Annotated in this window: 17 protein-coding genes; 8 read left to right on the top strand and 9 right to left on the bottom strand. The window is 69.8% G+C overall.

The annotated features are described in order from the left end of the window. The first annotated feature begins 19 nt into the window (after positions 1 to 19). Positions 20 to 880 (top strand): PPK2 family polyphosphate kinase, encoded by an 861-nt coding sequence (locus tag AB0J80_RS28450; protein ID WP_364710806.1) that lies wholly within the window; start codon positions 20 to 22, stop codon positions 878 to 880. 9 nt (positions 881 to 889) lie between these two features. Here the strand turns inward: AB0J80_RS28450 and AB0J80_RS28455 are convergent, their stop codons facing one another. Together AB0J80_RS28455 and AB0J80_RS28460 are read right to left on the bottom strand one after the other, a co-directional pair. Continuing rightward, positions 890 to 1,480, bottom strand: coding sequence for a TetR family transcriptional regulator (locus AB0J80_RS28455; protein WP_364710809.1), 591 nt, complete (start codon positions 1,478 to 1,480; stop codon positions 890 to 892). A gap of 68 nt (positions 1,481 to 1,548) precedes the next feature. After that, a complete protein-coding gene (locus tag AB0J80_RS28460; protein ID WP_364710811.1) occupies positions 1,549 to 2,691 on the bottom strand; it encodes an alkane 1-monooxygenase in 1,143 nt (380 codons plus the stop codon). A 64-nt stretch (positions 2,692 to 2,755) separates the two neighbouring features. Between AB0J80_RS28460 and AB0J80_RS28465 the strand changes: the two genes are divergently transcribed. Beyond that, positions 2,756 to 3,166 carry a PPOX class F420-dependent oxidoreductase gene (locus AB0J80_RS28465; protein ID WP_364710813.1) on the top strand — a complete coding sequence of 137 codons (411 nt, stop codon included), beginning with the start codon at positions 2,756 to 2,758 and terminating at the stop codon, positions 3,164 to 3,166. Here AB0J80_RS28465 and AB0J80_RS28470 read toward each other — a convergent pair. Next, positions 3,160 to 3,873, bottom strand: coding sequence for a methyltransferase domain-containing protein (locus AB0J80_RS28470; protein ID WP_364710814.1), 714 nt, complete (start codon positions 3,871 to 3,873; stop codon positions 3,160 to 3,162). The genes AB0J80_RS28465 and AB0J80_RS28470 overlap by 7 nt on opposite strands. 78 nt (positions 3,874 to 3,951) lie before the next feature. Here AB0J80_RS28470 and AB0J80_RS28475 point away from each other — a divergent pair, with 78 nt between their 5' ends. After that, positions 3,952 to 4,617 carry a GntR family transcriptional regulator gene (locus AB0J80_RS28475; protein ID WP_364710817.1) on the top strand — a complete coding sequence of 222 codons (666 nt, stop codon included), beginning with the start codon at positions 3,952 to 3,954 and terminating at the stop codon, positions 4,615 to 4,617. On the opposite strand, the gene AB0J80_RS28480 is transcribed toward AB0J80_RS28475, so the two are convergent. Genes AB0J80_RS28480 through AB0J80_RS28505 form a run of 6 tightly spaced genes read right to left on the bottom strand, consistent with a single transcriptional unit; the run spans position 4,560 to position 10,661 of the window. Continuing rightward, complete coding sequence (locus tag AB0J80_RS28480; protein WP_364710819.1) at positions 4,560 to 5,555, bottom strand: class I mannose-6-phosphate isomerase; 996 nt, start codon at positions 5,553 to 5,555, stop codon at positions 4,560 to 4,562. The two genes, AB0J80_RS28475 and AB0J80_RS28480, sit on opposite strands and share 58 nt — an antisense overlap. Then, positions 5,552 to 6,760, bottom strand: coding sequence for an ADP-dependent glucokinase/phosphofructokinase (locus AB0J80_RS28485; RefSeq protein WP_364710822.1), 1,209 nt, complete (start codon positions 6,758 to 6,760; stop codon positions 5,552 to 5,554). The genes AB0J80_RS28480 and AB0J80_RS28485 overlap by 4 nt, the downstream gene beginning before the upstream one ends. Before the next feature lies 1 nt (position 6,761). Beyond that, the gene (locus AB0J80_RS28490; RefSeq protein WP_364710824.1) at positions 6,762 to 7,625 is read right to left on the bottom strand and encodes a ketose-bisphosphate aldolase; all 864 of its coding nucleotides are present in this window, start codon (positions 7,623 to 7,625) and stop codon (positions 6,762 to 6,764) included. Positions 7,626 to 7,646: 21 nt separating this feature from the next. After that, the gene (locus AB0J80_RS28495; RefSeq protein ID WP_364710827.1) at positions 7,647 to 8,489 is read right to left on the bottom strand and encodes a carbohydrate ABC transporter permease; all 843 of its coding nucleotides are present in this window, start codon (positions 8,487 to 8,489) and stop codon (positions 7,647 to 7,649) included. Beyond that, a complete protein-coding gene (locus AB0J80_RS28500) occupies positions 8,486 to 9,421 on the bottom strand; it encodes a sugar ABC transporter permease (protein WP_364710830.1) in 936 nt (311 codons plus the stop codon). Before AB0J80_RS28500 ends, AB0J80_RS28495 begins: the two co-directional genes overlap by 4 nt. Positions 9,422 to 9,428: 7 nt before the next feature. Further along, positions 9,429 to 10,661, bottom strand: a complete 1,233-nt coding sequence (locus tag AB0J80_RS28505; RefSeq protein WP_364710832.1) for a sugar ABC transporter substrate-binding protein — start codon at positions 10,659 to 10,661, stop codon at positions 9,429 to 9,431. A gap of 250 nt (positions 10,662 to 10,911) precedes the next feature. Between AB0J80_RS28505 and AB0J80_RS28510 the strand changes: the two genes are divergently transcribed. The 5 genes from AB0J80_RS28510 to AB0J80_RS28530 all read left to right on the top strand — a co-directional run bounded on the left by AB0J80_RS28510 (position 10,912) and on the right by AB0J80_RS28530 (position 18,429). Further along, positions 10,912 to 11,730: a DeoR/GlpR family DNA-binding transcription regulator gene (locus AB0J80_RS28510; protein ID WP_364710835.1), complete on the top strand. Its 819-nt coding sequence runs from the start codon at positions 10,912 to 10,914 to the stop codon at positions 11,728 to 11,730. A gap of 294 nt (positions 11,731 to 12,024) precedes the next feature. After that, positions 12,025 to 12,540, top strand: coding sequence for a hypothetical protein (locus tag AB0J80_RS28515; protein ID WP_364710838.1), 516 nt, complete (start codon positions 12,025 to 12,027; stop codon positions 12,538 to 12,540). 1,234 nt (positions 12,541 to 13,774) lie between these two features. Further along, positions 13,775 to 16,288 (top strand): rifamycin-inactivating phosphotransferase, encoded by a 2,514-nt coding sequence (gene rph, locus AB0J80_RS28520; RefSeq protein WP_364710840.1) that lies wholly within the window; start codon positions 13,775 to 13,777, stop codon positions 16,286 to 16,288. Beyond that, positions 16,285 to 16,671, top strand: a complete 387-nt coding sequence (locus tag AB0J80_RS28525; RefSeq protein WP_364710842.1) for a DUF6394 family protein — start codon at positions 16,285 to 16,287, stop codon at positions 16,669 to 16,671. Before rph ends, AB0J80_RS28525 begins: the two co-directional genes overlap by 4 nt. A gap of 12 nt (positions 16,672 to 16,683) precedes the next feature. Further along, entirely contained in the window at positions 16,684 to 18,429 is a 1,746-nt protein-coding gene (locus tag AB0J80_RS28530; RefSeq protein ID WP_364710845.1) for an NAD-binding protein, read from the top strand. Positions 18,430 to 18,475 lie beyond the last annotated feature (46 nt).

The raw sequence follows: 18,475 nt of genomic DNA on the forward strand, positions 1-18,475 counted from the left end.
AGGGGGTAAGAGACGAGCCATGACGGATCTTCGTGACGTGCTCCGGGTGCGGCCCGGAGACACCCGGCTGGCCGACGTCGACCCGCGCAGCACGCCGGGGCTGCCCGAGGGCCGGGCCGGCAAGCACGCGAAGCAGTGGTCGAGGGACGAGGTCGCCGCCATCTCGCAGGAGCTGGCCGCGTACCAGGAGAAGCTGTTCGCCTCGGCCAAGGAGGGAGCCACCACCAAGCGTGTCCTGCTGCTGCTGCAGGCCATGGACTGCGGCGGCAAGGACGGCACCGTCCGGGCCGTCACCCAGGGTCTGAGCCCGGCGGGGATCAAGGCGGTCAGCTTCGGCCCGCCCACCGACGAGGAACGCAGCCACGACTTCCTGTGGCGCATCCGCAGGGCCCTGCCGGGCGCCGGCTATGTGGGTGTCTTCAACCGTTCGCACTACGAGGACGTGCTCGTCGTACGGGTCCACAACCTCGTGGGCGAGGACGTCTGGTCGCAGCGTTACGACCTCATCAACGAGTTCGAGGCCGAACAGGCGGCCGACGGCCTGACCATCGTCAAGGTAATGCTGCACATCTCCCGGGCAGAGCAGAAGGAGCGCCTGCTGGCCCGGCTGGACGACCCCACCAAGCACTGGAAGTACAACCCCGGGGACCTGACCGAGCGCAGCCTGTGGGACGAGTACCAGCAGGCGTACGAGGACGCCCTGAACAGGTGCAGCACCGCCGCCGCGCCCTGGTACGTCGTGCCCGCGGACCGCAAGTGGTATCGCAACTGGGCCGTCGCCACCCTGCTGCGCCATGCCTTCGCCGACATCGACCCGCAGTATCCCCAGCCGGACTTCGACGTGGCCGCCGAACGCGCCAAGCTGCTCGAGGCCGATTGAGCAGTCGGCTCAGCGCAGGAGCCGGACGAAGACCTCCGCCAGCGCCGTGGCCGACGTGGCGGGGGAGGCGAGCGGGAACACGACGTGGCTCACCGTGAGGCGGACGATCGACTCGCTCGCCAGCTCGATCACGCCGGGACCGGTGTCCGGGAGATGAGCCTCGGCCCACTCCTGCACCACCGCGCCGGCGGCCTGCAGGACGAGGTCCGAGCGGGTGGTCAGATATGGCAGCAGCTCGTCCGCACCGCCGCGCGCGCTGGTGAGGATGGCGCGGACCAGCGGGTTCCCGGCCGCCTCTTGCAGCGTGTGCAGGATCGCGGCGTACGCCGCCGCGCGGACGTCGGCGCCGTGGGCGAACAGCTCCTTGCGCACCGCGGCGACGAACTGCTCGATCTCGGCGGAGGCGAGCGCCTCGCCCAGGCCCGAGCGTCCCTCGAACTCGTTGTAGACGGTCTGCCGGCTGACACCCACGGCCTTGGCGACGTCCACCATGCGCACCTGGTCCCACCCGTGCGCGATGGTCAGCTCGCGGGCCGCGGCGATGAGCGAGTCGCGGAGCCGGGCCCGGTTGGCCTCGCGCGACGACGGTGCGGATGTCATGGCAGGGCCAGCGTAGTCCGGACCTGTCGGCGCCTATGTGGCGGCACGTTCGCCGGCCGTGCCGGCGCTTAGGGGGAGGAGATGCCGCCGGTGCGGGGGTATCGGCCGGGCGCGGTGTTGGCCAGCGTCGCGTCGCCGCCGTAGTGGGCGAGCACGCGGTGGTCCATCACCCGCCGCCACAGGGGTGGGATGAACGCGAGCAGCAGCATCGTGGCGTACCCGGCGGGGAGCTGCGGTGAGACGTCGAAGCTGCGCAGGGTCTGGTAGCGCCGCAGCGGGTTCGCGTGGTGGTCGCTGTGCCGCTGCAGCTGGAAGAGGAGGACGTTGGTGGTCAGCCGGTCGCTGTTCCAGCTGTGCCGGGCGTCGACCTTCTCGTACCGGCCGGCCGGGTTGCGCTGCCGCAGCAGGCCGTAGTGCTCGAGGTAGTTGACGGCCTCGAGGACCGAGAAGCCGACGACGGCCTGCAGGGCCAGGAACGGCAGGACCTCGGGACCGAAGACCAGCGTCAGGATCGCGAAGAGCGCGGCCGTCATGGCCCACGCGTGCAGGATCTCGTTGCGTACGGTCCACGGCGTGCGACCGCGCAACCGGTGCCGGGAGGTCTCCAGCCGCCACGCCGACCGGAGGCTGCCGACGACGGTACGCGGCCAGAACCGGTAGTACGACTCGCCGAGCCGGGAGCTGGCCGGGTCCTCGGGCGTGGCGACCCGTACGTGATGACCGCGGTTGTGCTCGACGAAGAAGTGTCCGTACCCGGTGGGCGCCAGGGCGATCTTGGACAGCCACCGTTCCACGCTCTCGCGCTTGTGGCCCAGCTCGTGGGCCGTGTTGATGGCGATCCCGTTGACGAGGCCGGCGGTCAGGACCAGGCCCGCACCGCCGACCGGCCCGGGCCCGCCGTTCCAGACCGCGCAGGCCACCACCAGTGCCGCGAACTGGGCGGGCAGGAACAGGTAGGTGATCCACCGGTAGTACGACGACGCCTGCAGCGCCGGCACGGCCTCCTCCGGTGGGTTCTCCCGGTCCTCGCCGACGAGCACGTCGATGAGCGGGACGACGCCGAGGACGACGACGGGGGTGAGCCACCAGGCCCAGCCGGAGCCGGTCGCGGCGGCCAGGGCGAGGGCGGCGAACGGGAGGGCCGGCACCACGAGGGCGAGCGGCCAGAGCGGGCGCTTGGTGTCCCGCCATACGGGTGCGGCAACGTCCATGCCGCAATGCTTTACACGAACACCTATCGTGTCAAGTAAAAGGAGGGTCCACTAGGCTTCCCGCATGCCCACAACGCCCCTGCCCGAGCAGGTCGCCGAGCTGCTGCGGCGCCCGAACCCCGCCGTGATGGCCACCGTCGCCGCCGATGGCCGCCCGGTCACCGTGGCCACCTGGTACCTGTTCGAGGACGACGGCCACGTGCTGCTGGGCCTCGACGCGAAGCGAGCCCGGCTCAAGCACCTGCACGCCGACCCGCGCGTCTCGCTGACCGTGCTGGCAAACGACGACTGGTACACCCACGTGAGCCTGCAGGGCCGGGTCGTCTCCCTCACCGACGACGTCGGCCTGCGGGACATCGACCGCCTGGCACGGCACTACACCGGCAAGGAGTACCCGAACCGGGAGCGTCCCCGGGTGAGCGCCCAGGTCGAGATCGAACGCTGGCACGTCTGGGGCAAGCTCCGCGCTCAGTAGGGCTTGCGCGCGAGGACCAGCCAGCACCGGGCGCTGCCGTCCCGGTGCCGGCCGACGGCGGTCAGGGGCACGGTGTCCACGGTGAACCCGGCCGCCGTCAGGTCGCGCCGGAGGGCGGGCAGCGGGGCCGTGCGGTAGTACATGACGAACGGGGGCCGCAGCACGGCGTTGCGGACCACCATCGCCAGGTCGAACCCGAGCTCGGCCCAGTGCCAGAGCGAGGTCAGGGGCGCCGGCGCGCCGATCGGCAGGGCGAAGAGCCCGCCGGGGCGCAGCGCCCGGTGCACCCCCTCGAAGAGGGCCGGCCGTTCCGCGGGAAGGAAGTGCCCGAGGGCTCCGAGCGTCACTGCCAGGTCGAAGTCACCGGTGAAGGGGAGAGCGCGCGCGTCCGCCCGCACCAGCGTGGCCTGCGGGTCCGCCCGGCGCGCCTGCTCGAGCATGCCCGCACTGAAGTCGACGCCGGTGATCCCCTGCTCACACACTCGCCGGAGGACCGTGAGGCCAGCCCCGGTGCCGCAGCACACGTCGAGTCCCCGGTCGAAAGGGCCCTGCTCGGCCAGTGCCTGGGCGGTCGCGTCGAGGATGGTGTCCGGCGTCCGGAAAGGCGTGTGGTCGAACTTGGGAGCGAGCAGGTCGTAGCCGCGTTCGACCGAGGACAGCGCCTGGACGCACAGTTCGCGCAGGGACGGACCTTGAGGGGAGAACACCCGCCCACGGTACCCGCCGCCGTCGCACGCCGGGGTGAGCGCGGGGACAGCATCGGTGACCCTGAGTACGCTTCCGGTATGTCGCACGCAGTCCCGCCCAACCGGACGGCGGCGGTCGTCCGCCAGCTGCGCTCCGAGATCGTCACCGGTGAGCTGCCCCCCGGGACGCTGATCAAGGATGCGGAGCTGGCCGCCCGGCTGGGGGTCAGCATCACCCCGGTCCGTGAGGCGATCGCGCAGCTCTCCGTCGAGGGCCTCATCGACATCGCGCCCAACCGTACCCGTCAGGTCACCCGGGTGACGCAGAAGAAGGCGCTCGAGCTGATCGACGTGATGAGCGTTCTCGCCTGCGCCGGCTTCGACCGGGGCGTCGGCAACCTCACGCCCGCGAACATCGAGCTGATGCGGCAGCGCCAGCGGGAGTTCGTCGACGCCGTGCGCGCCGACAACGTGCTGGCCGCCGGGGCGGCGGGGGCCGACTTCGGCACCATCGTGGTCCTGGCGAGCGGCAACCGCGAGCTGCAGTCGATGATCGACCTCGTGGTGTCGCGCACCATGCGGATCACGCCGATCATCGCGGACAGCCTGTGGAACACCGTGATCGAGGCCCACGACGACATCCTGCGCCTGCTCGACGCCGGCGACACGCGAGGCGCGTCGGCACGCTACCGGCAGATGTACGTCGACTACCGGGCGCTGGCCGAGCAGGAGCTCTTCGACCAGGAGGACACCGCCTGGCCCTGACCGGCCAGGCGGATCGCCTCGACGGCACCGAGCAGGCGGAGCGGGCCGGCGGCGTACGGGATCAGCAGCGTGTCGCCCCGCCGCACGGACAGGTCGTCCCGCTCGCCGACCAGCCGGCCCTCGCCGGCCACCACGACGAGGACGCTGAAGCCCTCCGGCAGACGGTCGTCGCCGTGCAGGCGGTGGGCGGAGAAGAACTCGTCCGCGGCGGCGGGCAGGAGCCGCCCGGAGCCCCGCAACCCGTCGAGGCGCTCCGGCGTCCAGGCCGCGCGGTCGACGCACTGCAGGGCGAGGTCGTAGCCGAGCCCCAGGTGGCCGTCGGGCAGGCCGAAGCCCTCGTACTCGAGCAGCACGGAGAAGTCGGTCGGCTCCTGGACCTCGACCAGCAGGATCCCGTCGCCGATCGCGTGCGGCAGGCCGGCCGGGCAGAGGATGCCGTCGCCGGCCGCCACCGGGATCCTGTTGGTGGCCGCCAGCATCTCCTCCGTCCGCTGCCCGGCGACCCACCCGGACAGCTCGTCGGCCGCCACGTCCCGGGAGAAGCCGAGATGGACGTACGCGCCGGGGCGGGCCGAGACGATCACCCAGGCCTCGGTCTTTCCGTACGGCGAGGCCAGGTGTGCGGTCGCGAAGCGGCGGTCCGGGTGCACGTGCAACGGCAGCCGCTGGCCGGCGTCGAGCAGCTTCACGAGGACGCCGGTGTCGGTGCGCTCGGGACCGAGCCACCAGTGCGGGTCGGCGGCGACGGCCTCGGCCAGCTCGCGGCCGTCGGGCAGGGTGGACAGTCCGGACGGGGCGAGCTCGAACCGGCTCGTCACGGAGGCGACCCAGTCCTCGGGGCGGTCCGGCAGCGCCGCCACGGTGCGGAACTCGGCGATCCGGCCGGCGCCACGGTAGAACGTCTCGGGCTGGTTGGCGGGCAGAGCTTGGACGGTCATGGTTGGTCCTCGTGCGCTATCTCGGCGAGGAAGCCGCCGACGAAGGTGTCACCGAGCCCCACGGTGGTGGGGTCCTCGACGTCCAGCGCGAAGCCGGGAACACAGCAGACCACATCACCCATCCGACGGCCCAGGGCCGCGGCGAAGGTGACGGATTCGGCCCGTCGCGGTCGCCGGCGCATGCGGTCGACGTCCTGATCGGTGAAGTCGTCGCCGTGGCAGTAGCGGGTGGCGGCCATCAGGGTGCCCGTGCCGAGGGCGTCGGCGTATCGTCCGGCACCCTCGCCGAGCGCCGCGGCCCAGTACTTCGTGTGCAGCACCAGCGTCGGCGCCGGGATCAGCACCCGCAGCGCCGTGAGGGCGTCCGCGACCTCACGTGGCGAGAGCAGGTCGACCTGGTGTCCGACGTACGCCTGCATCTCGTCCTCGTTGAGCCCGTACACGTCGATCTCGTCGAGAAGCGCGTCGCGGACCCGGAAGCTGAAGGCCGGCACGTGGTAGGCCGCGTCCTCGAAGTACACCAGGGCCTCGGCCGGTAGCTGGCGCAGGTGCGACCGCAGGTCGGCGAGGCGCCGGTCGAGCTGGTCCCGCGAACGCATGGCGTTGAAACCCGAGATCAGGAACACCGCCGCCTTGCTCAGCCGCTCGCCGAGGTCGCCGGTGAGGACCATGGCGCCGTTGGCAGGGTCGTTGACGTAGATCAGCCGGTTGGGGAACGGCGCGGTGACGTCGATGTCGCCGGCCCGTACCCGCAGGCCCCGGTCGTACTGGACGATCAGGTGCGGGTAGAGCGTGTCCTCGGCGCCGCTGGAGATGTAGTCGCCGTCCGGTGGCAGCAACCGGCGTACGGTGTCGTTCACGCTGACCAGGTGCAGGGTGGACGGCACGCCCAGCCGGCTCATCATGATGCCGGCCCGCACGGAGGTGCCGCCCAGGGCCGTCCGGTGCGGGAACCGGCCGGCGAAGGTCTCCAGCGCCGGGGCGCCGGCGACGAAGTGCTCGCCGCCACCGCCCCGGGCCACGTACGCGAGGATCGACACCACGAGGTCTCGCTCGCTCGTCACCGCCGCCGGCGTGGTCAGTTCGGCGGCCCGGATCCGGTACGCGGTGACGAGCTTCTCCAGCACGGCGGCGGTGGCGGTGAGCTTCAGCTCGTAGTCGACGCAGCCGCCGAGGCCCAGGACGACACGGGACGCGTCCCCCATGTCAGTAGAGCGACGCCTTGCCGGCAGCGCCGAACAGCTCGATCTTCTGCGCCGCGACCACCTGCATGGCCTCGATGCAGGCCGGCTGGATGGCGTTGGGCTCGCGCACCTTCGGGTCACTGCCCAGCACCTCGCGCATCTTGTTGTGGTACGCCACCTTGATGTCGGTGGAGATATTGATCTTGTTGATGCCGGTCCGCGATGCCTCGGCGATCTCGTCGTCCGGGTTGTTGGACCCGCCGTGCAGCACCAGCGGGATCTGCACTCGGCTCTTGATCTCCTTGAGCAGGTCGAGCTTCAGCTCCGGCTTCAGGTGAGCCGGGTAGAAGCCGTGGAAGGTGCCGATCGCGATGGCGAGGCTGTCCACACCGGTCTGCTCGACGAAGGTGACCGCGTCGTCGGGGTCGGTGTAGATGATCTCGGCGGCGCCCGCCTCCGCGTAGCTGTCGTTCGCGCCGATGGTGCCCAGCTCGCCCTCCACCGAGACGCCGACGACGTGGGCGGAGTCGCTGACCCGCCTGGAGATCGCCACGTTCTCCTCGAACGGCTGCATCGAGGCGTCGATCATCACGGACGTGAAGCCGTACCGGATTCCCTGCAGGACCTGGTCGTAGCCGGCGCCGTGGTCCCAGTGGATCGCGATCGGGACGCTCGAGCGGTGCGACCGCTCGATGATCCCGGTGATCATCTCGGGGCCGATGTGCCGGACCTCGTCCGGGTGGATCGCCACCATGAGCGGCGCGTTCGTCTCCTCGCTGATCTCCACGATGCCCTTGAACATCGCCCAGTCACTGATGTTGAAGGCGGGCACGGCGAAGCTGTGTTCGTTGGCGACGTCCAGGATCGCCTTGCCGGTCGTCAGCATGTCGGTGTTTCTCCTTGGGTTTCAGGCTTTGACGGCGCCGGCCGTCAGGCCGCCGATGAACCGTCGCTGGAAGAGCAGGAAGAGGACCAGGACGGGGATGGATCCGAGGATGCTCATCGCCATCATCTGGTTCCACTCGTACGAGTGCTGGCCCATGAGCAGCTGGATGCCGATGGGCACCATGCGCATGTCGTCGGTGCGGGTCAGCGTGAGCGCGAACAGGTACTCGTTCCACGAGATCATGAACGTGTAGACCCCGACCGCGATGAGGCCGGGCACCGAGATCGGCACGAGGATCCGCCACAGCGCGGTCCAGCTCGTACCGCCGTCGACCTTGACGGACTCGTCCAGCTCCCGCGGGAGCGTGTTCAGGTAGGCGGTGGTCATGATGATCGCGTACGGGAGGGTGAACACCATGTGCGTGAGGATCAGGCCGGGATAGGTGTTGTACAGGCCGAGCGCGACGACGAGCCCGAAGTACGGGATGACGAGCGTGATCGGCGGCACGGCCTGCACGCTGACGATCACGGCGTTGATGGTGCGCTGCAGCGGGAACGTGAAGCGGCTGAACGCGTACGCGGCCAGCAGTGCCACCAGCAGCGTCAGGATGGTCACCGCGAAGGCGACGATGTAGCTGTTGAGGAAGAACCGCAGCTGGGCGGCATTGCCCAGGATCTCGCGGTAGGCGTCGAACGAGAAGCTGCCGGTGATGAGCCTCGGCGGGTTCTGGAACACCTCCCCGTTGCTCTTGAACGAGGTGGAGAGCATCCACACGACCGGCAGGCCGGCGAAGAGCGCACCGAGGGCCAGCCCGGTGAGGACGCCGGCCTTCGCGAGACGGTGTCGCGTCCTGACGGTGGTCATGCGCGTTCCCTTTGCTGGCGTACGTAGAAGAAGGCCAGGACCATCGTGATGAGCAGGACGATCACGGCGGCGGCGGAGGCGGTCGCGAACTCGTACTCGCTGAACGCCTGCTTGTAGGTGAAGGTGCTGAGCATCTCGGTGGTGTTCAGCGGCCCGCCGCCGGTCATCATCCAGATCAGCGCGAACTGCTGGGACGTCCAGATGAGGTCCAGCACCGCCATGCTGACGATCACCGGCCGCAGCTGGGGCAGGGTCACGTGCAGGAACCGCTGGACCGGGTTCGCCCCGTCCACGGCGGCCGCCTCGTACAGGTCCGCGGAGATGCCCTGCAGCCCGGCCAGCAGGCTGATCATGAAGAACGGGTAGCCGGACCAGATGTTGGCGAAGGTCACCGCCCAGAGCGCGGTGCCCGGGTCGCCGAGCCAGTTCACGCCGTCCTGGATGAGGCCCAGGGTGTGCAGCACGTAGTTGACGACTCCGGACGGGTCGAGCAGCAGCCGCCAGATGACGGCGATCACCGCGATCGTGAACAGCCACGGGAGGATGTACACGATCCGGAAGACGGCCTTGGTGACCCCGCTCAGCAGCCGGGTGTTGAGCATCATCGCGAACGCGAGGCCGAGGACCAGGTGGGCCGCGGTGCTGACCGAGATGAAGACGGCGGTGTTCTTCAGCGCGGCCAGGAAGTCCGCGTCGGTGAGCACCTTCGTGTAGTTGGCGAACCCGGCGAACACCGAGTTCTCCTGCACGATCACGTTGTCCCGGAACGAGTAGCCGATGACCATGACGATCGGGACGACCATCAGGACGACGATGAGCAGCACCGTGGGGGACAGGTAGCCGAACGGGACCAGGTGCCGGGCCGGCGATCTCCGCGGCGGCGCCGCGTGCTTCACCGGCGTGGCGGTCTTCGAGGCGAGCAGGGAGGTCATCGCTTGCCTACTCGATCACCGAGGACCAGGACTCCTGCGCCTTGGCCAGGGCTTCGTCGACGGTCGCCTTGCCGGTCAGCACCAGCTGCAGCTGCTCGTCGAAGCTGCGCATCAGGTCCTCGGACTTGGGCAGGCCGACGAACTCGTTGGCCGGGTAGCCCTTGGAGTAGATGTCGAACGCGGTCTTGAACAGCGGGTCGCTCTTGCTGAAGTCCGGCTTCGCGTTCTTGTTGCCGGGGAAGCCGTTCGCGATCGTGCTCAGCTTGGCGTTGGTCTCCTGGCTCATCAGGTACTGCACGAGCTTGAAGGCCTCGGCCTTGTGCTTCGTGGAGTTGGAGATGCCGATGCCCCAGGACGCGTACGGCAGGCCGCGCTTGCCGGTGTAGCCGTCCTCGGCCGGGATGGCCGCCACCTCGAACTTCAGGTCGGGCTTGCTCTTCTTGATGAGGTTGATGTGCGCGAGCGAGTCGATCATCATGCCGACCTGGCCGTTGGTGAACTTCTCGACCTTGTCCTGCTCCTTCATGGTGAGCGAGCCGGGCGCGACGACGCCGGCGTCGTTCAGGCTCTTCACGTACTCGACCGTGCTCTTCACCTGCGGGCTGGTGAGGTTGGGCCTGCCGTCGGCGAGCATGCTGCCGCCGGACGCCCAGAGCCACGACATGACGTCGTTCTGGATGCCGTTGGGCACGGCGGTGTCGAGCGGAAGGGCCCAGCCCTTGACGTCGCCGCCGGACGCGCTGATCTTCTTGGCGGCGTCGAGGAACTCGGTACGCGTGGCCGGCACGCTGCCGACGCCCGCCTTGGTCAGCAGGTCCTTGTTGACGAAGAGCGGGTAGACGAAATTGACCACGGGGATCATGTACGTCTTGCCCTTGACCTGCACCTGGCTGGCGAGCTGGCTGGTGTCGTACTTGGCGTCGCTCATCAGCTGCGACAGGTCGGTGATGGCACCCTGCTTGGCGAAGTCGTTGACCCAGGCGCCGTCCAGGCCCACCACGTCGGGCAGGGTCTTGGACGCCGCGCCGGTCACGAGCTGCTGCTTGGTCGAGGCGTACGGCGCACTGAGCAGCTTGACCTTGATCTTCGGGTTCTGGGCCGTGAAGTCGGAGATCATCTTGTCGAAGTCCCCGGCCGGGAGCTCGGCTCCCCACCACTGGGCGAACTCGAGCGTCACGGTGCCGTCCGAAGCGGCGCCACCCGAGTCACCCGAGCCGCAGGCCGCCACGACCGCAGCCATCGCGGCCGCTGTCACGGCCCCTGTCAGTCGTCTCCGTCGAGTTGCTTGCACCGCCATGGCGAGCTCCTTCTATCGACACATTCACCTGTTCTCTGCCGTGGTCGCGTCACGCTAGCAGCAAAGAACAGCAAAGAGCTGTGCAGTACGGCAGACTCTTGCGGCATCCGGAAGAAGGGAGCAATACACCGGTGCGTGTGATGCGGCTCTTCGCGAGGTCGTGGCATACTGCCGCACCTACGGAGGGGGATACGTGAGCGTCGACAAGGAGGAGCGGCCGCGCCACCTGCCCGCGGGGCGCAAGGCCCAGCTGGCCGCGTACGTCGCCGAGGCCGGGCAGGTCACGGTCGGCGAGCTGGCCGACCGGTTCGGCGTCTCCATCGACACGGTCCGGCGCGATCTCGACCAGCTGAGCGCCGAGGGTGTTCTCGTGCGGACGTACGGCGGCGCCGTCAGCCTCGCGACGATCTCCCGCACCGACCGCGCCGTCGACCAGCGGCTCACCATCCAGGAGCAGGAGAAGGAGAAGATCGCGGCGCTCGCCGCGGCGCTGGTCCAGGACGGCTCGACGATCATGATCAACGGCGGGACGACGACCCTCGCTCTGGCCCGCGAGCTCCGCCGGCACCGCGATCTCACGGTGGCGACGAACAACCTGCTGGTCCCCGGTGCGCTGGCGCCCACGGCGATCCGCGACATCTACCTCTTCGGCGGCGCCGTCCGCTCACTCACCCTCGCCACGGTCGGGCCCGTCAGCTTCCGGGTCACCGGCGGCGCCGACCTGGACATCAGCTGCGACCTGGCACTGATCGGCGTCGGCGCGGTCGCCGAGGACGCCGGCTACACGACGAGCAACCTCGCCGAGGCCGCGATGATGAAAGAGATGATCTCGCGCGCCACCCGCGTCGCCATCCTCGCCGACTCCTCGAAGTTCGGCCGCCGGCTCTTCGCCCAGGTGTCGGACCTGAGCAGCGCGGACTACCTGGTGACCGACGCCGCGCCCCCGCCCGGCCTGAGGAAGGCCCTCGCCGCGAACAATGTGGAGCTGATCACCCCGGCCGACCGGTCTTAGCTTGTGATTCAATCTCCGGCTCGAACGCTGCGTCGCTGCCGGCCACGGTGAGCGCCGATGGACCGGCCCGTGCGGGTGGGGAAGATACCCGCCGGGGCAGGTGATGCGCGACAGTTCTTGCCATGTGATGTGCGAGGGTCGGCCACGCCTTGTCGGTGGCATGAGAGAGCGCCCCCCCTTGGAGGGATGCTTGTAGCGGGCAGCCGGCAGCGTCATCAGCCGGCACCACCCCGTGTCGCCTTCGAGGTGTTGCCCGAACCCGGCCGGGATTCAGCTCGACGACGGCTGTTGCTCGTGGACGATGAGCAGTCACCGAAGCTGGTCGACGTCGGCGAGCCGGATGTCGTCGTCTGGTCCTCGCTTTGGAAGAAGCGGCCGGACGCCCGGCGCCGCAGGAGGTACCGACCTGGGGGGTGGACCCTGCTCGTAGAGGAGCGGATGCCTGATCCGTCGCTGCTCGGACACCCGGCAGAAGACGGCGTCACGCAAAGGTACCCTTCCGCTGTGCCGAATCGCTTCTATCGCCGTCGCTGGAACGAGTCCCGAGGCGATGGATTCGACGGCTGGGGCCATTCAGTCTGGTACTTCGAGGTCGGTGATGACGGCTGGCCCGTTCGGCAGATCGAGGTGTACGACGCCGGCCGCATCCTGCGCTACGGCCCCAGTCATCAAAAGGACCGCTACGGCGGTCTGGGCGAAGCAAGCCTCTACGACTCTGGCGATGAGTGGAGCGACTTCGAGATCACGGAAGCCGAGTTCGAGAGTGCGTGGAGGGCGGGCGGAGGGTGGATCAGCGGATCATCCAGGTGACCGCGGATGATTTCTTGATATGAAATACGGGCGGTCGTCTTCGTGCAGCGTGTGGGGCGTCTGAGACAATAGGGGAATGGCGCAGCTCGCATTGTTCCCCACGAAGAATGTGCGGGACCGGACGCTGCGTCGCAATTACTCGCCGGCCGCTGAGGAGTTCCGGCGCGAGCATGAGCGGCACCGCTCGTGGGGCTTGGTGCGACGTCATTCCCGGCGCTTGCGCCGGCCGCGCGAGACCGCGGACCAGTCCACGAAGCCGCAGCTCGGCCCTCATCACCTCCGCCCCGGTGACTCCCGCCCCGGTGATCGGCGCCCCGGAGCGCCGAGCAGCCTGACGGATTCGGGTGACCCAACTGATCACCCGGACCAGCCGGACAGCCCGGCACAAGACGACGAGCGGGGGCGACGCGCCGCACCTGAGAACGGCAGTGCGCGAAGCACCGGCGCAGCAGACCACCGACTCGAGGCGGTGGTCGCGCAGCGGGTGCTGGCCGCCGGCCCGCCACCTCCCGCCGGACGCGACAGCCGCGCATCGTGCCGGGTAATTCTTGCGACCCGAAAACGGGCTCGATCAAAACCTGACCGCCGCTTCCCTGCGCGCGAATACGGCGGCGTCATCGAAGCAGCGGCCATGGTCCTGTCGAACCAGCGAAATGGCTGCCGCCGATCACGGCGGAAAGGTGAACGAGACCCTCCGTGGGACTGTTGATGGTGAACTCATCTCGGCTGGTGCTCGACGTGGACGTCTTGCCGTGTCTGCGCCCGCACTGGAACTACAGCCCGCAACGCTCCTTCCGCCCCCTTGCGGCCGCGGCAAGGACGAACACCGCATGATCAGGGCTGGCCGTACTCGATCGTCGCCCCCGGGGAACCAGGCCGGGCGCCAAGTGGACGGTGTCGAGCAGGGCCGTCGAAGAGGTACGGCCAGTTGGAGCCGGGCTGACGCACGTGGAACAGCAGGCGCCGCAGTCGGCCGGGGAGGCGAAAGTTGTCACGCTGCGGCTCGACCAGCTGCCGGTTCGGTATCTGAGTCGCGAGCGCTTGGTGCGAACGGGAGACGCCCCCGAAGAGTGAGTGCGACGGGGCGGTCGGCTACGCGAAGGGGGGCCAGAAGACGAAAGGCAAGGAGATCGCTCTCCTCGCCCACTTGAATGTATATCGAGCTGGAGGGCTTGCCGCAAGGCCCGGGTCGTCCCGCAGAATCGTCGGTCGGACCGAGGGACGAGGGTGTCGGATGAGTGAGACGTACGTGTGCGACCTCGTGGAAGCCGGCGAGGAGGACGTGGCGCTCGTCGGTGGCAAGGGTGCGAACCTGGGGGTGCTGTCACGAATGGACGGCGTCACCGTGCCGGCCGGCTTCTGCGTGACGACGGATGCCTTCCGGCGGATTCTCGCGGAAGCGGCGGGGATCGACGACCTGCTCGAGGAGCTGTCGCGAGCGGAATCCGGCGACAAGGTCAGCGCACAGATCCGCCGGATCATCGAAGAGACCGCCATTCCGGATGACGTCGCGGCGGCGATCACCGGGGCCCTCACGCAGCTCGGTGAGAGCGATCAGGCCGCCTACGCCGTCCGGTCCAGCGCGACGGCCGAGGACCTGCCCACCGCCTCCTTCGCGGGCCAGCAGGACAGCTTCCTGAACGTCATCGGTGCCGAGGCGGTGCTGACGGCCGTCAGCCGGTGCTGGGCCTCGCTGTTCACCGAGCGGGCCGTCGCGTACCGCCGGCGCCACGGCATCGACCACCGGGCGGTGAGCATGGCCGTCGTCGTGCAGCGGATGGTGGTTCCGGAGGCGTCCGGCGTGCTGTTCACGGCCGATCCCGTCACGGGCAACCGGAAGGTCGCGGCCGTGGAGGCCACCGCCGGCCTCGGCGAGGCGCTGGTCTCGGGTCTCGTGAACGCCGACGGGTTCAAGGTTCGCGACGGTGAGATCGTGGAACGGGCGCCGGGGCGGCCGGTGCTGACGGAGACCCAGGTTCTCCGGCTGGTGGGGCTGGGCCGGCGGATCGAGGCGCACTTCGGCCGGCCGCAGGACATCGAGTGGTGCCTGGCCGGTGACGATTTCTCGATCGTCCAGAGCCGGCCGATCACGACGCTGTTCCCCGTGCCGGAGTCGCACGACGGCGGGAACCACGTGTACCTCTCCGTCGGCCATCAGCAGATGATGACGGACGCCATGAAGCCGCTGGGGCTGTCCGTGTGGCAGCTGACCGCGCTCGCGCCGATGTGCCACGCCGGTGGGCGGCTGTTCGTCGACGCCACCCGGCATCTGGCGTCGTCGTCGGGCCGCGCGGGTCTGCTCGCCCTGTCGGGGCGGTCCGATCCGCTGACCAGGGACGCGCTGGAGACGGTCCTCGCGAGCGACTTCCTGCCGGCCCCGACGGACGAGGCTGCGGCCCCTCATCTGCCGGGCGGCGCGCCGAGTCCGATCGAGACCGATCCGGCGATCGTGACCGACCTGGTCGATCGCAGCCGGGCGTCCATCGCCGCCCTGCAGCGCGACATCTGGAAGACGTCGGGACCGGCCCGGTTCGAGTTCCTCGAGGCGGCGTTCCAGGAGCACAAGCGGTTCCTGGCCGAGCCGCTCAGCATGCAGGCGATCATGGCCGGGATGGAAGCCACGTGGTGGCTCAACGAGCGGCTGCAGGAGTGGCTGGGGGAGAAGAACGCTGCCGACACGCTCACCCTGTCCGCGCCCGGCAACGTCACCTCGGAGATGGGGCTGGCGCTGCTGGACGTCGCGGACGTGGTCCGCCCGCATCCGGAGGTGGTCGCCTTCCTGCGGACCGTACGCGACGACGACTTCCTGGACGAGCTGGCCAAGCTGCCGGGCGGTCCGGAGGCGCGCGACGCCATCGGGGCGTACCTCGACACGTACGGCATGCGCTGCCCTGGCGAGATCGACATCACGAGGCCACGGTGGAGCGAGGAGCCGGCCACGCTCGTACCCGTGATCCTCGACCACGTCCGGAACTTCGGGCCCGGCGCCGGGCGGCTGCGCTTCGAGCAGGGCAGGCAGCGGGCGGAGGAGAAGGAACGCGACGTCCTGGAGCGCCTGCGGGCGCTGCCGGACGGCGAGCGCAAGGCCGACGAGATCAAGCGGATGATCGACCGGGTCCGGACCTTCATCGGCTACCGGGAGTACCCGAAGTACGCCATCATCAGCCGGTACTTCGTCTACAAGCGGGCGCTGCTCGAGGAGGCCGACCAGCTCGTGCGGGCCGGCGTGCTGGGGGATCGGGAGGACGCCTTCTACCTCACGTTCGAGGAGCTGCGCGAGGCCGTGCTGACGCAGCGGGCCGACGACCGGCTCATCCGCCGGCGCAAGGACGAGTTCCGGGCCTACCAGGCGCTCACGCCGCCCCGGCTGCTCACGTCGGACGGCGAGTGCATCTCCGGGGCGTACCACCGCGACGACGCGCCGCCCGGCGCGCTGGTCGGGCTCCCGGTCTCGGCCGGCACCGTGGAGGGGCGGGCGCGCGTCGTGCTCGACATGGCCGACGCCGACCTGGAACCCGGCGACATCCTCGTCACCGCCTACACCGATCCCAGCTGGTCGCCGCTGTTCGTCGCCATCGCGGGACTGGTGACGGAGGTGGGCGGCCTGATGACGCACGGGGCGGTCGTCGCCCGTGAGTACGGCCTGCCGGCTGTCATCGGCGTGCCGGACGCCACCACCCGGATCCGCGACGGTCAGCGCATCCGGGTGCACGGAAACGCCGGCTACGTCGAAATACTGGGCTCATGAGTCTCGAGAAGGTGATCTTCGGCTTCTTCGTGCTGCTGGCGGCGACGCTCAACTTCGGGTTCTTCATCGGCGACCTGTCCGACCCCTCGCTGCACAACGTCTACGAGCTGTTCGCCGCCGTGGTGGTGAGTCTCATCGCGACCGTGCTGAAGTTCGGCGACCGTACCCAGATCGGCGCGGTGCACCTGGCCACCAGCCTCGTCGCCGACCTGCAGCTCATCGCCGCCGCGCTGACGTGGGCGTACGCCACGCAGATCTCGTCGGGCGGCCTGGAGGGGGCGGAGATGGCCAGCGTGGTGTCGCTGTCCGGCGGTGCGCTGCTGGCCAACCTCGTGTCCGTCGTGCTGCTGGTGATCGAGACCGTGTCCTTCCACCGCCGCTGACAGGGAGGGGCCGTGGCTGGTTCGGCACTGCGGGCGTGGCGCGCCCGGTCGGCGGAGACGTCCTCCACGATCTTCCTGATCCTCCGCCGGATGCGGGCGCCCCTGATCGTCCTCATCACGATCTTCGCGGTCAGCGTGCTGGGACTGACGCTGATCCCCGGTCGGGACGAGGCCGGGCAGGCCACCCGGATGGGCTTCTTCGACGCGTTCTACTTCATGAGCTACACGGCGACCACCATCGGGTACGGCGAGATCCCGCAGCCGTTCACCGGCGCCCAGCGGCTGTGGGTGACGGCGACCATCTACCTGACGGTCATCGGGTGGGCGTACGCGATCGGGTCGCTGCTCACCCTGTTGCAGGACCGCGCGTTCCGGCAGGCCCTCGGCCTGCAACGCTTCACCCGCACGGTGGCCCGGCTGCGGGAGCCGTTCCTGCTGGTCGTCGGGTACGGGCAGACGGGACAGCTGCTCGGCCGCTCGCTGGACGCCATCGGCCGGCGCTTCGTCGTGCTGGACGTCGCGGGGGAGCGCGTCGACGTGCTGGACATCGACTCGTACCACGCCGACGTCCCGGGCCTGGCCGCCGACGGCAGCGACCCGCACACCCTGGGCGTGGCCGGCCTCGAGCATCCGCGCTGCGAGGGTGTCCTGGCGCTGACCGACGACGACGAGGTCAACCTGATCGTCGCGATGACGGCCGCGCTGCTGCGGCCCGGCCTGCCGGTCATCGCCCGCACCGTGTCCCCGGCGATCGAGCAGCGGATGCGGGACTTCGGCGCCCCGGCCGTGGTCAACCCCTTCGACCGCTTCGGCGACCATCTGCGGCTCGCCCTGCGCGCACCCGCCTCGTACCAGCTGATGTCCTGGCTGGAGAGCGGCCCGGGCGCGGAGCTGCCGGCCCAGGGCCGGCCGCCGACCGCCGGGCGCTGGGTCATCTGCGGCTATGGCCGCTTCGGCCGGAAACTCGCGGAGGACCTGCGCGCGGAGGGCCTGGACGTCGTCATCATCGACCTGCGGCCGGACGCCGGGCCCGAGCCGGGGGTCGTCGTGGGGGACGCCTCCGAGCCGGCCGTGATGGCCCGCGCGGGGCTGGAGCACGCGGTCGGTTTCGTCGCCGGCACCGACAACGACACGACGAACCTGTCCCTCATCGCCGCCGCCCGCAGGATCAACCCTTCGTTGTTCATCGCCTCACGGCAGAATGGTCCGGCCAGTGCGCCCCTGTTCGCGGCAATGGAGACCGACCGTCTCCTGGTGCCCGCGGAGACGGTGGCGCGCGAGATCTACGCGCAGCTGAGCACACCGCTGCTGTGGCGGTTCCTGCAGGACATGCCGGGCCGGGGCGACGCCTGGGCCGCCGGTATGATCGACCGTCTGACCCGGCACTGCGGCCACCGCCTGGGCAGCGTGTGGAAGATCGAGCTGACCCGTCGCGACGCGCCGGCTCTCCAGCCGTACCTGCGAACCGGTGACGCCACCGTCGGCGACCTCCTGCGCAGCCCGCAGGACCGGGGGCAGGCCATCGCCGCCGTGCCCCTGCTGCTGCACCGGGAGACCGAGGACATCCTCGGCCCGGACGAGGACGTCACCCTGGCGCCCGGCGACCAGCTCCTGTTCGCCGGCCGCCCGTCGGCGCGCCGGGCCCTGCTCGACACCACCACCCACCTCGCCGTCAGCGAGTACGTCCTCACCGGCCGGACCGTCCCCTCGGGCTGGCTGTGGCAGCGGGTCACCGGCCGGGTGCCGCGCAGCCGGTGACACGCGCACCTTGCGCGTGGTGACGATGACTATCGATGAATAGCCG

It is taken from the genome of Actinoplanes sp. NPDC049548, from assembly GCF_040676695.1.
Classification (GTDB): Bacteria; Actinomycetota; Actinomycetes; order Mycobacteriales; family Micromonosporaceae; genus Actinoplanes.

Bases quoted from the DNA above. Each gene is read 5' to 3' on its own strand.
- AB0J80_RS28465 (WP_364710813.1), top strand. From the start codon at position 2,756: ATGCCCACAACGCCCCTGCCCGAGCAGGTCGCCGAGCTGCTGCGGCGC.
- rph (WP_364710840.1), top strand. From the start codon at position 13,775: ATGAGTGAGACGTACGTGTGCGACCTCGTGGAAGCCGGCGAGGAGGAC.
- AB0J80_RS28450 (WP_364710806.1), top strand. From the start codon at position 20: ATGACGGATCTTCGTGACGTGCTCCGGGTGCGGCCCGGAGACACCCGG.
- AB0J80_RS28505 (WP_364710832.1), bottom strand. From the start codon at position 10,661: ATGGCTGCGGTCGTGGCGGCCTGCGGCTCGGGTGACTCGGGTGGCGCC.
- AB0J80_RS28485 (WP_364710822.1), bottom strand. From the start codon at position 6,760: ATGGGGGACGCGTCCCGTGTCGTCCTGGGCCTCGGCGGCTGCGTCGAC.
- AB0J80_RS28490 (WP_364710824.1), bottom strand. From the start codon at position 7,625: ATGCTGACGACCGGCAAGGCGATCCTGGACGTCGCCAACGAACACAGC.
- AB0J80_RS28455 (WP_364710809.1), bottom strand. From the start codon at position 1,480: ATGACATCCGCACCGTCGTCGCGCGAGGCCAACCGGGCCCGGCTCCGC.
- AB0J80_RS28475 (WP_364710817.1), top strand. From the start codon at position 3,952: ATGTCGCACGCAGTCCCGCCCAACCGGACGGCGGCGGTCGTCCGCCAG.
- AB0J80_RS28525 (WP_364710842.1), top strand. From the start codon at position 16,285: ATGAGTCTCGAGAAGGTGATCTTCGGCTTCTTCGTGCTGCTGGCGGCG.
- AB0J80_RS28500 (WP_364710830.1), bottom strand. From the start codon at position 9,421: ATGACCTCCCTGCTCGCCTCGAAGACCGCCACGCCGGTGAAGCACGCG.
- AB0J80_RS28480 (WP_364710819.1), bottom strand. From the start codon at position 5,555: ATGACCGTCCAAGCTCTGCCCGCCAACCAGCCCGAGACGTTCTACCGT.
- AB0J80_RS28460 (WP_364710811.1), bottom strand. From the start codon at position 2,691: ATGGACGTTGCCGCACCCGTATGGCGGGACACCAAGCGCCCGCTCTGG.
- AB0J80_RS28495 (WP_364710827.1), bottom strand. From the start codon at position 8,489: ATGACCACCGTCAGGACGCGACACCGTCTCGCGAAGGCCGGCGTCCTC.